General features: G+C 67.6%; 11 protein-coding genes. 5 read left to right on the top strand and 6 right to left on the bottom strand.

Annotated elements, in window-relative coordinates:
• Positions 1-100 precede the first annotated feature (100 nt).
• On the top strand, positions 101-802 hold the full coding sequence (locus tag ACM9NP_RS02020; RefSeq protein ID WP_415644807.1) for an alpha/beta hydrolase family protein: 702 nt from the start codon (positions 101-103) through the stop codon (positions 800-802).
• Here the strand turns inward: ACM9NP_RS02020 and ACM9NP_RS02015 are convergent.
• Together ACM9NP_RS02015 and ACM9NP_RS02010 are read right to left on the bottom strand one after the other, a co-directional pair.
• The gene (locus ACM9NP_RS02015; RefSeq protein WP_415644806.1) at positions 799-1,701 is read right to left on the bottom strand and encodes a DUF6891 domain-containing protein; all 903 of its coding nucleotides are present in this window, start codon (positions 1,699-1,701) and stop codon (positions 799-801) included. The two genes, ACM9NP_RS02020 and ACM9NP_RS02015, sit on opposite strands and share 4 nt — an antisense overlap.
• A 40-nt stretch (positions 1,702-1,741) precedes the next feature.
• The gene (locus tag ACM9NP_RS02010) at positions 1,742-3,346 is read right to left on the bottom strand and encodes a phytoene desaturase family protein (protein ID WP_415644805.1); all 1,605 of its coding nucleotides are present in this window, start codon (positions 3,344-3,346) and stop codon (positions 1,742-1,744) included.
• Positions 3,347-3,504: 158 nt separating this feature from the next.
• Between ACM9NP_RS02010 and ACM9NP_RS02005 the strand changes: the two genes are divergently transcribed.
• A complete protein-coding gene (locus ACM9NP_RS02005; RefSeq protein ID WP_415644804.1) occupies positions 3,505-4,539 on the top strand; it encodes a S66 family peptidase in 1,035 nt (344 codons plus the stop codon).
• Positions 4,540-4,608: 69 nt separating this feature from the next.
• On the opposite strand, the gene ACM9NP_RS02000 is transcribed toward ACM9NP_RS02005, so the two are convergent.
• Complete coding sequence (locus ACM9NP_RS02000; protein ID WP_415644874.1) at positions 4,609-5,967, bottom strand: PH domain-containing protein; 1,359 nt, start codon at positions 5,965-5,967, stop codon at positions 4,609-4,611.
• A 188-nt stretch (positions 5,968-6,155) separates the two neighbouring features.
• Positions 6,156-6,656 (bottom strand): PH domain-containing protein, encoded by a 501-nt coding sequence (locus tag ACM9NP_RS01995; protein ID WP_415644803.1) that lies wholly within the window; start codon positions 6,654-6,656, stop codon positions 6,156-6,158.
• Between the two features lie 179 nt (positions 6,657-6,835).
• On the opposite strand from ACM9NP_RS01995, the gene ACM9NP_RS01990 reads away from it, so the two are divergent.
• From ACM9NP_RS01990 to ACM9NP_RS01980, 3 genes are read left to right on the top strand one after another with little or no spacing between them, the layout of a single operon-like run.
• On the top strand, positions 6,836-7,708 hold the full coding sequence (locus ACM9NP_RS01990) for a sensor histidine kinase (RefSeq protein WP_415644802.1): 873 nt from the start codon (positions 6,836-6,838) through the stop codon (positions 7,706-7,708).
• 9 nt (positions 7,709-7,717) lie between these two features.
• Positions 7,718-8,092: a sensor histidine kinase gene (locus ACM9NP_RS01985; RefSeq protein ID WP_415644801.1), complete on the top strand. Its 375-nt coding sequence runs from the start codon at positions 7,718-7,720 to the stop codon at positions 8,090-8,092.
• On the top strand, positions 8,089-8,757 hold the full coding sequence (locus ACM9NP_RS01980) for a response regulator (RefSeq protein ID WP_415644800.1): 669 nt from the start codon (positions 8,089-8,091) through the stop codon (positions 8,755-8,757). The genes ACM9NP_RS01985 and ACM9NP_RS01980 overlap by 4 nt, the downstream gene beginning before the upstream one ends.
• 34 nt (positions 8,758-8,791) lie before the next feature.
• Here ACM9NP_RS01980 and ACM9NP_RS01975 read toward each other — a convergent pair whose 3' ends face one another.
• Together ACM9NP_RS01975 and dnaE are read right to left on the bottom strand one after the other, a co-directional pair.
• On the bottom strand, positions 8,792-11,227 hold the full coding sequence (locus ACM9NP_RS01975; protein WP_415644799.1) for a PEP/pyruvate-binding domain-containing protein: 2,436 nt from the start codon (positions 11,225-11,227) through the stop codon (positions 8,792-8,794).
• Between the two features lie 116 nt (positions 11,228-11,343).
• Positions 11,344-14,883: a DNA polymerase III subunit alpha gene (dnaE, locus tag ACM9NP_RS01970; protein ID WP_415644798.1), complete on the bottom strand. Its 3,540-nt coding sequence runs from the start codon at positions 14,881-14,883 to the stop codon at positions 11,344-11,346.
• Positions 14,884-15,069 lie beyond the last annotated feature (186 nt).

Raw genomic sequence — 15,069 nt, 5'->3', positions numbered from 1 at the left:
TGAGGGGTGTTCGGAGCCGGAGGTGTTCCGGATGGCGCGGATTCCCGTTTTTCGTGTGATGGGCCGTAATATCGCGACGTCGGCGTCGACAATCACTCACATGACGGCGCTGACGACCCATCCGCGCCCGAGACCGTCCCGAATGAACGGCATGACCTTGTCGCCACCGCATCCGCGCGTCGAAGTCGCCGCGCCGCGCCCGGCGGGCCCCGAGCCGGCCCTCGTCGTCGTCCTCCTGCACGGTGGCGTCCAGCGAAGCCGGGCACCCGCGGCAGCCCATCGTCTCACATATCTGAGGATGCGGTGGTTCAGTCGGCTCCTGACCGGGCGGACGGAACACGGCGAGCTCGCGGTGTGGCGACTGCGGTACCGCTATCGCGGTTGGAACGCCCCCGGCCTCGACGCCGTGGCCGACGCCCGTTGGGCCGTCGCCCAGGCGCGACGAAGGCACCCCGCGGCCTCCGTCGCGCTCGTCGGTCACTCGATGGGCGCCCGTGCGGCCCTGCGCGCCGCCGACTCACCCGCCGTGGTCGGCGTGTGCGCGCTCGCTCCGTGGTTGCCGTCCGGTGAACCGATTCCACCATCGCCGGGCCTGGTGCTCCTGGCTCACGGTGACCGAGACCGGGTCACCCCGCTCCATGAGACCGTCGCCTACGCCGAGCGGGCCGCCGCGGCGGGCGTCGACGCGCGCATGGTGACCGTGGACGGTGACGGACACGCGATGCTGCGGCGACCGCGCACGTGGAACCGGCTCGTCAACGGTTTCGTCGACGAGCTGGCCATGGCGGGGCGCAACGGCTAGACGAGGCGCTTACGCCAGTTCATGGCGATGATGATGCGCGACTTCGCCGAACCGTCCCATTCGCACGTCAAACCGCTGGCCTCGACGGCCGCCACGATGCGATGCCCGATCTCGATCGTCGACTTCGGGTCACCTCCATACGCGCCGTAGGCGAGCATGAGGTCGTCACCCCGAGCGGCCCTTTCGGTGTCCTGCTCGTGGAAGAACACGTATCCGGTGTCATCGTCGTCGCGCTCACCGCCGATCTCGCTGACACCGCAGCTCATGCAGCACGCGAAGCTCTCGCGCGCGGTGATCCCGGAGCGTCCGAGCGATTCGAACGCCGTCGTCAGCCTGTCGTTGTCGGTGGTCTCCGGCCAATCGCGCTGCGCGATGACCTGTTTCATCCATATAGGATTTAGAATGACCGCGGCCTGTTGCTCGTCGATCTCGTCGTCGGATTCCGCCGACTCCATGATGAACTCGATGATCTCGTCGTAGGAGTGCTCGCCGCTCGCCACCCACGTCTCGGCCTGATCCGTCGCGTACTCCATCGCCTCGAACGACGGGGCCGCGACGGGGGCGGGCGTGAAGGCCGTGCGTTCCCAGCTGATCGTCGACTTCCACTCGGGATCCTCGGTCGCCCAGGCCGCGAACAGTCGCACCACCGACGCCCGGTCGACGGACGCGCCGTACTGGTCGCCCGTGAACTCCTTGTGCTCGACCAGATCGGGGCCGTCCTCGGCGAGCGTCACCTGAATGTACTCACCGGGCACGTACGGGATCCGGTTCACGGTCATCCACAACCCGGCCTCGCCGCCGAGCCCGTCGAGGAGCTCGGCGATGCGGGCGCGGGTCGGCAATGACACGTCGTCGTTCAGGGTCTGCAGCGTCACCGGAAGCGTAGCGGTTTCCTTCATCGGCGCATTCTCCCAAGCCCGCGCCACCGGCGCCCCGCCGTCAACGACGACGCCTCCAGCGTCGGTCGGCTCGGATCTGCCGGACGACGTTGCGCCCCGGAATGCCGGTCACTCCGCCGCCGCCGTGCGTCGCCGAACCCGCCTGGTACAGGCCCCGGATCGGGGTCCGCAAGTCGGCGAACCCGGCCGCCGGGCGGCCGTGGAACAGCTGGTGCGGCGTCATCTCCCCATGGAAGATCGAGCCGCCGACCAGGCCGTACTCGTGCTCCATCTCATGCGGTCCGATGACCTGGCGATGCTTGATCGACGAGGTGAAGCCCGGCGCGACGGCCTCCATCCGCGCGATCACCCGATCCGCGTACGCGGCCAGGCCGTCCGCGTCCGGTTCCGCGCTCCACGTGTGCGGTACCCACTGGGTGAACATCGAGACGATGTGTTCGCCGGGCGGTGCCAGGGTCTCGTCGAAGACGCTCGGGATGCACACGTCCGCGAAGGGCTCCCGTGCCGCCGTGCCCGTCACCGCGTCCTGATACGCGCCCTCGATGGAGTCGAGGGACTCGGCGAGGACGATCGTCCCGCCGTGCACCTGGGGGTCGAAATCAGGGTGCGCCGTGAACGTCGGGAGCCGATCCACCGCGAGATTGATCTTGACGGTGCCGCTGCGGCTCTTCCACCGCTTGATGTCCGACAGGAACTCCGGCGGCAGTTCCACGGGGTCGATCAGCCTCAGGAACGAGATCGTCGGATGCGCGGTCGTGATGATCGTCGGTGCCCGCAGTTCATCCCCGTTGGCCAAGGTCACGCCGATCGCGGACCCGTCGGCGACGTTGATCCGTTCGACGCGGGAGCCCGTGCGGATCGTCGCGCCGAACGCGCGAGCGGAGCGTGCCAAGGCCTGGGTGACGCCGCCCATTCCTCCCTGAGCGAAGCCCCACGCCCCGGTCTGACCTTCGATCGATTCTCCGATGTGGTGGTGCAGCATGACGTACGCCGTGCCCGCGGATCGAGGCCCCGCCCACGTTCCGATGCAGCCGGACACGGCGAGCAGCCCGCGCATCGCATCGGACTCGAAGCGCTCCTCCACCAGGTCGGCGATGCTGGCCGTCATGATCTTCGTGGCGTCAACGGCGGAACGGACATTGAGGTGCCGCACGGTCTTCAACAAGGACGCCTGCCCGAACAGGTCCGCGATGCGATGCGAGCCCAGCTTCGGCGGGATCCGTTCGACGAGTGGTCCGAGGACGGAGGCGAGCTCGGCCAGCCATTCCTGCCAGTCCTCGTACGCCGTCGCGTCGGCGGCCGAGAACGCGGCGATCGCGTCGTGGCGGGCGTTGGCGTCGTCGTGCATGCGCAGCGCCCGGCCGTCCGCGCGGGGCGCGAAGTACGGCCCCTGCGGGTAGACGTGGTAGCCGTGTTCAACGAGGTCCAGGTCCTCGATGATGTCGCGTGGCAGCAGGCTGACCACATAAGACAGAGAACTGACGGTGTACTGCGGCCCGAACGGCTGCTCGCTGACGGCTGCTCCACCGACGATGTCGCGGGCCTCGCACACGCACACCTTTGCGCCGCGTTTGGCCAGGTAGGCGGCGGCGACGAGGCCGTTGTGACCGCCCCCGATCACGATCGCGTCGTAGTTGCCGTCCATCGGGAACTCCTGTCAATTGAGACATTTCGATAGGTGCTCATTATGTCGGAAAGATGGCGTCGCCGGGGGAGCGTCGATGAGCGTCCACATTGGTGCGATCGGTCGTGGTCGCCCGAAAACGGGTCGTCGTGACCGTGTCGTCGTAGTACGGTCCCCCCATGTCAACACCGCTGTATCCGCCGAAACCGAAGCCCGGTGATCGTGTCGCGATCGTGTCGCCCTCCGCGGGCTTGCCCGAGTTGTTCCCGATTCCCTATGAGTTGGGCCTGCAGCGACTTCGGGACGACTTCGGCCTGATCCCCGTGGAATACCCGACGACTCGGAAGATGGACTCGAGCGCCGCCGATCGCGCCGCGGACCTCCACTCGGCCTTCGGCGATCCCGAGATCCGGGCCGTGTTCGCGAGCATCGGCGGCGACGATCAGTTGACCGTCCTCAAGCATCTCGATCCCGAGCTGCTGCGCGCCAATCCGAAACCGTTCTTCGGGTTCAGCGACTGCACCAACCTGCTGGCGTACCTCAACCGGCTCGGAATCGTCGGATACCACGGCGGCGCGATCATGACCGCCTTCGGTCGCAGTGGCGCGATGAACAGCGTCAGCGTGGACTCCTTGCGGGCCGCGCTCTTCGAGTCCGGGCCCTATCGGTTGACCGAGAACAACATGTTCGGCGATCTGCACGGCAAGTGGGAGGATCCCGCGACCTTCGCGTGCGAGCCACCCGTCGAGCGTTCGACCGGGTGGGACTGGCACAACGCCGACACCTCGGTCACCGGCCACGCGTGGGGCGGTTGTCTGGAGATCGTCGCTTGGTTGCTCATGTCCGACGTCGCGGTTCCGCCGATCGAGTACTTCGACGGAGCGGTGCTGTTCTTCGAGACCACCGAGGAGCTGCCCAGCGCGGAAGAGGTGTACGGGACGATGCGGTGCATCGGTGAACGCGGCATCCTTGGACGCGCCGCGGCGCTGCTCATGGCGCGACCGATGACGCGTAACCACGGCGCGCCGGTTCGGCGCCCGGAGTACGCGTCTCAGCAGCGCGACTCGGTCCTGAGGGCCATGGAGGAGTACGCGCCCGGTGTTCCCGTCGTCACGAACATCGATTTCGGACACACGGATCCGCAGTCGATCATCCCGTACGGCGGTCTTATCACAGTGGATGGCCCGGCTCGTCGAATCACCGTCACCTACTGAGCCGGTCGGATCAATGATCGCGCGACGGCCGGACCACTCCGTCCGGCCGTCGTTTCGTGTACTCGAAGCCTACGGCGACATCACGTGTCGGTCCGTGCTCTGCCCGTCGTCGAGGAACGGGCGGAGCAGGTGCGGTGAGTTCTCGACCGTGAAGCCCAAGGTGTCGTGTTCGGCCGCGTCCCGGATCCAGTAGCCGCCCGTCCCGGCGGAGGTCGACGCCATCGCCGACATGAGTCCCAGTCGACGCTGCAAAAGGGACTGTCGAAGTGTCCACCCGATGATCGCGTCGCGGCGCAACACGGATGTCGACCGGTACCAACCGCCGGACCGTACGACGAGGAACGGACCGACCAGGGCGTGCCCGAGCGCGGTGAAGGAGGCGACCGCCAGACCGAGTCCCAGCGCGAGCACGCCGCCGGCGATCACGAACGCCCACGGCCACGTCGTCAGCCACGCGCCCGCGAAGGCGACGGCGCCGATCGCGAGCGCCCAACCGAACCGGCGGCGCAACGCCGTATGGGGGTGTCTCGTCAGATCGACGGACAGTGGTTCGTGCGCGGTGTCGAGGACGTCGTGGGCGACGCGGCGGGCCAGCGAGACGTGGGTGCGCGGCAGGATCGTGCTGCCCGCCGTCTTCGCGAACGTGAAGCCGGTGAGGCCGGTGGAGATGAGGTTCGTGTCTGCGGTCCCCATGAACCTCCACAGTAGCGGTTCGCCGATGTCGACCCCGCGGATCCTTGCCACGTCGCGGTTGACTTCTCGCGTGGAGAACAGGCCCTGCGTCGTGCGGAGCACCGTCGTGTCGCCGTCGACCCGTACGAGCCGGAACCGCCAAGTCTCGGCGATGTGATTGAGCGCCAAGCCCCCGACTCCGAGCACCCACATGAGTGCCAGACCGATCGCGATCGCGGTGGGCGCGGTGTACGGGTTCCAGTCGAGGACTCGTTCGACGACGCCGGGCGCGTCGACTCCGAAGAGTTGGACGGCCCAGTACGTTCCCCACAGGACGCCCCCGGCCATCAACAGCGCCCACACCGTGAAGATGTTGTGGACGGTCCATGCCGGCTTGATCGTGGCGATGTCGCGTTCGGCGAGAGTTCGCGGCGGTACCTCGTTCGGCCGGGACGCCGCCTCGTGGGGAGTCGCCTTACTCGGTGCCCGGGCCGTTTCCAGCAGTTCCCTGCGCAACCACCGCGCGGTCGTCGTCGACACCGCGTCGAGCGTCAGCGCCGACTCGCCCGACACCTGCTGGCCCGCGCCGATCGTGACGACGTGCAGCCTCGCCAGCCGATGTCTGAGCCTCGCGTGCGTGTCGACGCTGCGTATCCGTTCGCGCCGAATGGAACGGTGATTGCGCACCGCCAGTCCGGTGCGGACCTCGACGTGCGTCGAGGTGATTCGGTAGCGGGTCTTCCACCATCTCCACAGGTCCGTCGCCGCGCTGATCAGCCCGGTCCCCGCGACCGCCNCCGTCGACCAGACGGCGGCGGAGTCCATGGGTGCGTTGAAGACCAGGACCGCGAGCGCCACGGGCACGAGGGACACCGCCGCGGACGCGGCGTCGATCCACACGACCGCGACCGCGAGGCGGCGCCAGGGGACTTCGGATTCGTCGCTCACGTCGCGTCCCCCTCGTCGAGCGAGGCCAGTCGACTCAGCTCCGCGGCGACGTCCATCGCCGTCTCGACCGTCATGCCCTCGATCTTGATCGGGCCGACGGCGGACGCGGTGGTGACGACCAGAGTCGAGAGCCCGAGTGCCTGTTGTATCGGTCCCCGGGTCGTGTCGACTGTCTGAATGCGACTGATCGGCGCGATGCGCCACTGCCGCAGCACCCAGCCGGAGGACGCGTAGACCGATTCGTCGGTCGTTTCCCACCGGTGAACGTGATACCGGACGAGAGGCATGACGATCACGCGGCCGACACCGAGTACGAGCGCGGCGATCCATATCGGAGCGATCCAGTCGCGGGCTCCGGTCCACCACCACCATGCGGCCGACAGCAGCGTCAGAAGGAGGATCACGTCGATCAAGGAGGTCAATCGCCACCACGTGATCGCGCGTCGATCGAGACGGTTGGCGGGAGCCCGCAACCGGAGGCCTGCGGTCGTGGTCATTGGGGGTCCTCTCACTTGGTCCCTCCACCGTGCCGTCACCGGCCACGACGCCGCAACTGCCGACCGGCCACGCGTCCACGCCGACCGGCCACGTTCGGCTCACGGGAATCGGTCCGTCGGCACGAAACGCCGGAACATCGGCGCTCGCGGCGCCGTCGTGTCCGCCTTACGCTGGCGGTATGCCCTCTTCATCGCAGCCACCACCCGTCCGGAGCTGGCTGCTGCCGGGCGAGCTCGCCGGGGGTGAGGTCGCCATCGGCGTCCGCCGTACCGCTCGCGACTGGCTCGTCGACGTCATGCTTTTCGCGTTCGCGGTGCTCATCTGGTTCGAGCAGGTGGAGAACTATCCGGGTCCGTACGACCCGGAAACGCCCTCGTGGATGCTCGCGATCGACCCCTGGATCGGCGCCGTGGCGTGTCTGGCGCTGTGGTGGCGTCGTCGCTTTCCCTTGGCGCTCATGATCTTCATGATCGTCGTGCTGATCGTGTCGGCATCCGGTACGGGCGCCGTCATGGTCGCCGTCCTGACGTTGGCCGTCCATCGAGACTGGTGGATCGCCGGTCTCGGCTGTGCCGTGTGCCTCGGGATCGTCGTCCCGTACGGCTTTCTCGCGCATCCACCGGAGTTCCCACCGTGGATGTTCGCGGGGATCTGCGCCCTGATGTTCGTCGTCCCGTTGATGATCGGCATGACGGTACGGGCACGCCGCCAGCTCATGGTGTCGCTGCGTCGCGACACCGAGCGACAGCGCGAGGAACACCGCCTTCGACTCGCGAACGTCCGCCGCGCCGAACGCCAGCAGATCGCGCGGGAGATGCACGACGTCCTCGCGCATCGCCTGTCCCTGCTTTCCGTCCACGCGGGCGCGCTGGCGTACCGCAACGAGCGCGCGCGGGCCGGCTCGGCCGTGGCGTTGCGCCCCGAGGAGGTCGACTCCGCGATCACCGTGATTCGAGACAACGCGGCCATCGCCTTGTCCGAGTTGGGGGAGGTGCTGACCGTGCTGCGCGACGACGGCGCCGATTCGGAGACGACCCGCCCCCAACCGTAATTGGCGACTTTGGACATACTGCTGGCGGAGGTGCGCGCCAGCGGCCAGGCCGTGACGGTCCGCGTCAACGGCGATCTGTCGGACGCGCGGACGTTGTCCGCCCAGCATCAGCGCACCGTCTACCGCGTCATCCAGGAAGGGCTGACCAACGCGCGCAAACACGCGCCGAGCGCGGCCGTCACCGTCGACCTCGGGATCGAACCGGAGGAAGCCGTCACCGTCGCGATCACCAACGTCATGTCCCCGGACGGGCGAGACGCGGATGGACTCGGTGTCGGCCTGACCGGCCTCGCCGAACGCGTCGCCGTCGACGGCGGCCACCTCGACCATCGCATCGCGGACGGCAGGTTCGTCCTCACCGCACGGATACTCTGGGAGCCATGACCGACAGCGTGACCAAGGTGCTCCTCGTCGACGACGATCCGCTCGTTCGGACGGGACTGCGGTTCATGCTCGGAGGCGGAGACATCACCGTGGTCGGCGAAGTCGCGGACGGCCGCGACGTACTCGCCGCGGTGCGCGAATCGCTCCCCGACGTCGTCCTCATGGACATCAGAATGCCCGATGTGGACGGATTCTCGGCGACTCGGGACATCTCGGCGCTCCCGGAGCCGCGGCCCGTGGTCATCATGCTGACCACCTTCGACGCCGACGACAACGTCGTCGAGGCGATGCGTTCCGGTGCCGCCGGATACCTCCTCAAACACGCCGACCCCGCCGAGATCGTCGACGCCGTGCGTCGTGCGGCGACGGGCGAGCCGGTGCTCTCCCCTCAAGCGGCACGGAGCCTCATCGCCCACGCCGCCACCCCGCGAAGCAGTCGCGCCGAACAGGCCCGCCGACGTCTCGCCACACTGTCCGAATCAGAGCGCCGGGTCGCCGAGCTAGTCGCCGAAGGACTGTCGAACGCGGAAATCGGCCGTCGGTTGTACCTGTCCACGGGAACCGTCAAAACGCACGTCTCCAGCGCCCTCGCCAAACTCGGTCTGACCGGACGCATCCAACTCGCGCTCCTCGCGCACGACGCCGCGGACTCCGAGTCCCGGTAAGGCGCCTTCGACGTGGGACGGTGCCCGCGCCGGCTCAGTTCGCCGCCGTGACCGTCCCCGCCGTACCGTCCACGGTGACCATGGTCCCCTCCGCCAGATCCGTCGTCGCCGAGACCGCGCCCAGCACCGCTGGGATCGCGTACTCGCGGGCCACGATCGCCGCATGGGACGCCGCGCCACCGGTGTCGGTGACGACGGCCGCGCACCGGCCGAACAGCGGCGTCCACGCCGGATTCGTCGTCGGCGCCACCAACACCTCACCTGGCCGCAACCGGTCGAACTGCGACGGGTCGGTGATCACGCGCACCGGACCCGACGCCACGCCGGCGGAGCCCGGAGTGCCGCTCACCAGCGCGTTCTCGACGCGTCGCCGTTTCAGATACCTCCGGTCGACGATCGGAGCCGAGCCCAACCGCCGGTAGACCGCCCGCCGACGCTCCACGATCCTCCGCAGCACGGCGGCCCGTTCCGCGCCGGGCGGCTCGGCCAGCTCCTCTCTCCGCAGATAGAACACGTCGAACGGGGCGTCGAGCGCACCCGCCTCCGTCCACCGTCGACCGTATTCGAGCAGGAGCCGACGGACGAGCGGCTGCCCCAACGTCGAGTAGAAGTGCGTGTCCTCCCTGAACTGAGTGAAACCCCGCGCGGCGGTCAACTGTCGATCGACGAGTCGGCGCAGCGGGCCGCGTCGCAGCAGCGGATGCGAGTACAACTCCCGTTCCGCGCGAGCCGAACCCGTCTCGACGCTCGGGCGGGCACCCGACGCCATCGCCTTCAGCAACGCCAGCACCAGGCCGGGATCGTCCCCCCAGGTAGGACTGCTCACCGCCAGGATCGACGTCTCCCGCGAACCGTACTCCGTGAGAAAACGCTCCAAGCTCTCCGCGAACGCGCGACCCGTCGCCGTTCCGGCGAGTGCCTGAGGCAGGTCGGCGGTGTCCGTTCCCTCGACGAGCGCGGCCAGATCCGTGTCGCCGCGAATGCTCGTCGCCAGTTCCTCCAACGCCCGGTTCGTCTCGGCGGTCTTGTGATCGACCCCCGCCATCAACAGGCCGAACAGCCGGAGACGACCCAGCAGGGTCAGCGTCACCCCGAAGCGCAGCGCCGCCATGGCGCACCGCGGAATGAACCTGGTGCGCAGTCGCATGATCGACGGCATGATCGTCAACGCCTCGGACAGCCGCCGATCGATGTCGTCGTAGTCCAACGCGGTCAGGTCGAGCCGGGCGCCGTCGGCGACGATCGCGAACGCGGTCGTCAACCGCTCATCCGCCAGCATCGCGTCCCTTGTGTAGCGATCGGACCGGAACACGTTGCGGAGCAGCCGGAACGGAGTCAATGGCGACACCCGCGGCGTCGGTGGTGTCAGTGACACGACCACACCGTCCTCCTCCGTCAGCAGCGATTCGAGCGGGTCGAGCCGCGGCCCCATTGACGCGAACAAGGCGCGCACCCCGTCGAAGGACTCCCGCGTCCAGGTCGTCACGTCGAGCGGATACGGTCGAAACGGCGTGAGCTCGGTGAACATCTCGGCGGCCTTGCGTTGGATCGGATTGACCCGGCCGAGCGGCGTCGCGCTCGCGGTGATCGGCCGTGACTGGACGATATAGACGGTCTCGTCCGCCACACACCATTCGATGTCCTGGGGCGCGCCGAAATGCCGCGCGATGTCGTGGCCGAGCCGCGCGAGTCGACGCACCGTCACGGCGTCCAGTATCGGCGTACCGTCGGCCTCTCCCCGCGCCTCCCGTGTTCCCCCGCCGGACACCGATCGGATCACGCGCTCGCGACGGCCCGGAGTGAACGAGCGGACTCGGCCGCGCTTGACGACGTAGTGATCGGGGGTGACGAGACCGGCCACGACCGACTCTCCGAGACCGGGGCTCGCGTCGATGATCGTGAGGGCCGGGTCGCCCGACACCGGGTCAATGGTGAACATGACCCCGGCGGCGTCGGAGTCGATCATGCGCTGCACGACGACGGCGATCGTGACGTCGGCCCCGTCGATACCGAGCCGCGCCCGGTATTCGACGGCGCGATCGGTCCACAGTGATGCCCAACAGCGCCGAATCGCGTCGAGGACGGCCGGCAGTCCGACCACATTGAGCACGGTGTCGTGCTGTCCGGCGAACGCGGCGCCCGGTAGGTCCTCGGCGGTGGCGGAGGAGCGGACCGCGACGGCGCCGCCGAGCGTCGAGTACGCCGTGCCGATCGCCTCGATGAGCGATTCGTCCAGTTCCACGCGTCGCAACGCCTCCCGGATGCGGGCCGGGTCGGCGGTCAGATCGAGGTCGAGGTCGCGAACCGCTGCGCTGTACGCGTCGGTCGTGACGACGAAGCCCGGTGGTACGGGCGCACCCGCCGCGACCAGTTCGCCCAGGTTGGCGCCTTTGCCACCGGTGATCGCCAGCGCGCGACGGTCTATTTCGGACAGTTCGCGGACGGTTCGCGGAGGCGGGGTCGGTTCCATCGTCAACCTCGTATTTCATTAGACGATGAAATAACGCTACACCCGTGATCGCGACGACGCCAGCGTGGAACGCCTGTGGACGGCTCCGTTCGAACCGTCCACAGGTGATGATCAGCTCAGTCGAGGCACTCGGACCCGAGCAGGCTCTTCAGCTCCGAGCTCAGGCCCGGACCGGTCGTGACCTTGTATCCGTCGTCGACCGCGAGCAGGGTGTCGTGATTGCCGCACCGCAACCGGATGCGGACGGCCGTATCCCCCTTGTTGCCCTGCAAGATCGCCCGGAGTTCGGACACGAGTCGATCGTTGACCTTGGCGAGCTGCATCGAGAGGGTCAAGGTGGGTTCGTTGACGAGATCGGCCTCGCTGATCTCCAGCGGCTGCACGTCCATCGCGACGATCGAGATCTCCGAGTCGCGCCGATTCACCTTGCCACGGACCGCGAGGATCTGATCCTGGGCGAGGTGCGGCCCGACGAGCTCATAGGTCTTCGGGAAGAACAGCACCTCGATGGAGGCGTCCAAGTCCTCCACGGTGCCCTTCGCCCAGGCCTTGCCCTGTTTGGTGACGCGCCGTTCCAGGCTGGACATGATCCCGGCGATCGTCACGGCCGCGCCGTCCCCGGCGTCCTCATTGATCAGATTCGCGATCCGGTGTTCGCTGTTCTTCCGCAGCACCTGCTCGGCGCCCTCAAGGGGGTGCCCCGACACGTAGAGCCCCAACATCTCCCGCTCGAAGTCGAGCCGCGTCTTCTGCGGCCATTCCTCACCGGAGAACGACAACTCGGGGCCGCCGCTCCCTGCGGGCTGCTCCGGCGTCAGCAGGCCGCCGAACAGGTCGAACTGGCCCTCCGCCTCCTTGCGTTTGACGCCGACCATCGCCTCGACGAGTTGCTCGTGCTGGTCGAACAACGCCTTGCGGGAATGCCCCAGCGAGTCGAAGGCTCCGGCCTTGATCAGCGATTCGATCACTCGCTTGTTGCAGACCGGCAGTTTCGACTTCTCCAGGAACTCGCTGAAGGACGCGTAGTCGTTCTTCTCCTCGCGTGACGCGACGATCGAGTCGACCACGGCGGCACCCACGTTGCGGATCGCGCCGAGCCCGAAACGGACGTCCGTCCCGACGGCCGTGAAGTTCCGCAGCGACGAGTTGACGTCCGGCGGGAGCACCTTGATGCCCATCTTCCGGCACTCGGCCAGGTAGATCGCGGACTTGTCCTTGTTGTCGCCCACCGAGGTCAGCAGCGCCGCCATGTACTCGGCGGGGAAGTTCGCCTTCAGGTACGCCGTCCAGTAGGACACGAGCGCGTACCCGGCGGCGTGGGACTTGTTGAACGCGTAGCCGGCGAACGGCAAGACCGTGTCCCACAGCGTCTGGATGGCGTCGTCCTTGAAGCCCTGGTCCCGCATCCCGCCCTGGAAGGCCGCGAACTGCTCCTCCAGGACCTCTTTCTTCTTCTTTCCCATCGCCTTGCGGAGAATGTCCGCCTGGCCCATCGTGAAACCGGCGACGCGCTGGGCGATGAGCATGATCTGCTCTTGGTAGACGATGAGGCCGTAGGTCTCGGCGAGGATGTCCTTCAGCGGCTCCTCGAGATCCGGGTGAATCGGCACGATGTCCTGTCGGCCGTTCTTTCGGTCCGCGTAGTTCAAGTGCGCGTTCACGGCCATCGGACCCGGTCGGTACAGCGCGATGACGGCGGTCGCGTCGGAGAACCCGGTGGGCCGCATCCGTTGCAGCAGTTGCCGCATCGCCGTGCCGTCCAGCTGGAACACGCCCAGGGTGTCGCCGCGCGCCATCAACTCGAAGGTGGCGGGGTCGTCGAGCGCGAGCGTCTCCAGATCGATGTCGATGTCGCGGTTGATCTTGATGTTGCTGATGGCGTCCCCGACGACCGTCAGGTTTCGCAGGCCCAGGAAGTCCATCTTCAACAGGCCCATTGACTCACACGACGGATAGTCCCAGCCGGTGATGATCGAACCGTCCGGACGCATCCACAGGGGAACCTCGCCGAGCAGCGGTTGGCTCGACATGATGACCGCGCACGCGTGCACGCCGGCGTTGCGGATCAGCCCTTCGAGACCGCGCGCCGTGTCGAAGATCTTCTTGACCTCGGAGTCCGTCTCGACCAGGGACCGGACCTCGGCGGCCTCCGCGTACCGCTCGTGTGAGGAGTCCACAATGCCAGACAGCGGGATGTCCTGGGCCGCGACCGGCGGCGGCAGGGCCTTCGTGATCCGCTCCGCGACGGAGAAGCCCGGCTGACCGAGGTGCGCCCGCGCCGAGTCCTTCAACGCGGCCTTGGTCTTGATGGTGCCGAACGTGATGACCTGCGCGACCTTCTCCGCGCCGTACTTGCGGGTCGCGTATTCGATGATCTCGCCGCGACGACGGTCGTCGAAGTCGAGGTCGATGTCGGGCATCGAGATGCGCTCGGGGTTGAGGAACCGCTCGAACAGCAGGCCCAGCGGAATCGGGTCGAGCGCGGTGATGCCGAGCGCGTACGCGACCAGCGCGCCGACGGCGGAACCACGGCCCGGGCCGACGTAGATGCCGACGCTGCGCGCGTAGTTGATGAGGTCGGCGACGACGAGGAAGTAGGCGGGGAAACCCATTCGGTTGATGACGCTCAACTCGAACTCGGCGCGCTCGGTGTAACCGTCGGGCAGTCCGTCGGGGAAGCGGCGGCGGAGGCCCTCCATGACCTCGTAGCTCAGCCACGTCTCGGCGGTGTAGCCCTCCGGCACGTCGAAGATCGGCATCCGGTCGTGGTGGTCGAAGACCTCGCTGTACGAGTCGACCATCTCGGCGATGAGCAGCGTGTTGTCGGCGGCTCCCGGCACCTCGGCGTCCCAGTAGTCGCGCATCTCCTTGGGAGACTTGATGTAGTACCCGTCGCCGGAGAACTTGAAGCGGTTCGGGTCCGTCAGGGTCTTGCCGGACTGCACGCACAGGAGCGCCTCGTGGTGGACCGCGTCGTGCTGGTGCACGTAGTGGGAGTCGTTGGTGGCGATCGGTTTCAGGCCGAGTCGCTTGCCGATGTCGAGCAGCCCGTCACGCACCCGCATCTCGATGTCGAGGTCGTGGTGCATCAGCTCGAGGAAGAAGTTCTCCTTGCCGAAGATCTCCTGGTACTTCGCGGCGGCCTCGATGGCCTCCTGGTCGTGACCGAGCCGAAGCCGAGTCTGCACCTCTCCAGAAGGGCAGCCCGTCGTGGCTATGATGCCGCTTCCGTGGCGCTGCAACAGTTCCACGTCCATGCGCGGCTTCTGGTATTGGCCCTCGAAGGACGCCAGACTGGCCAGGGTCATGAGGTTGCGCAGCCCCGGCGCGTCACGCGCGAGCATCGTCATGTGCGTGTAGGCGCCACCACCGGAGACGTCGTCGCCCTTCTGATCGGGACGCCCCCACCGCACCGGCTTCTTGACGCTGCGGTCACCCGGGGCGAGGTACGCCTCGATGCCGATGATCGGCTTGACCCCGGCCTTCGTCGCCTCGTTGTAGAACTCGTAGCCGCCGTACATGTTGCCGTGGTCGGTCATCGCGATCGTCGACATGCCGAGGCGCTTGACCTCGGCGAACATCGGCTTCATTTTGGCCGCGCCGTCGAGCATCGAATATTCCGTGTGCACGTGCAGATGCACGAAGTCCTTCGCCATGTCAAACCCCTCACCCGTGGCCTCGGCAGGTCAACGCGACACCGCCGGGCCTGGCCGACTGTCGGCGTCATCGCGGATCGTGACGTGCCCTGGATCGGCTCGGACGAGGGTCGTCGCCGACGGGCACAGCGACCACCCTAGTAAGCCGTTGAAGGGTTTCGCACCGCGGTCACCCACCCGAATTGG

The sequence above is a fragment of the Stackebrandtia soli genome (genome assembly GCF_965137155.1).
In the GTDB taxonomy this organism is placed as follows: Bacteria; Actinomycetota; Actinomycetes; order Mycobacteriales; family Micromonosporaceae; genus Stackebrandtia; species Stackebrandtia soli.
Note: the sequence above shows the minus strand (reverse complement) of the source record. Positions and strands in the feature narration are given on the sequence as shown.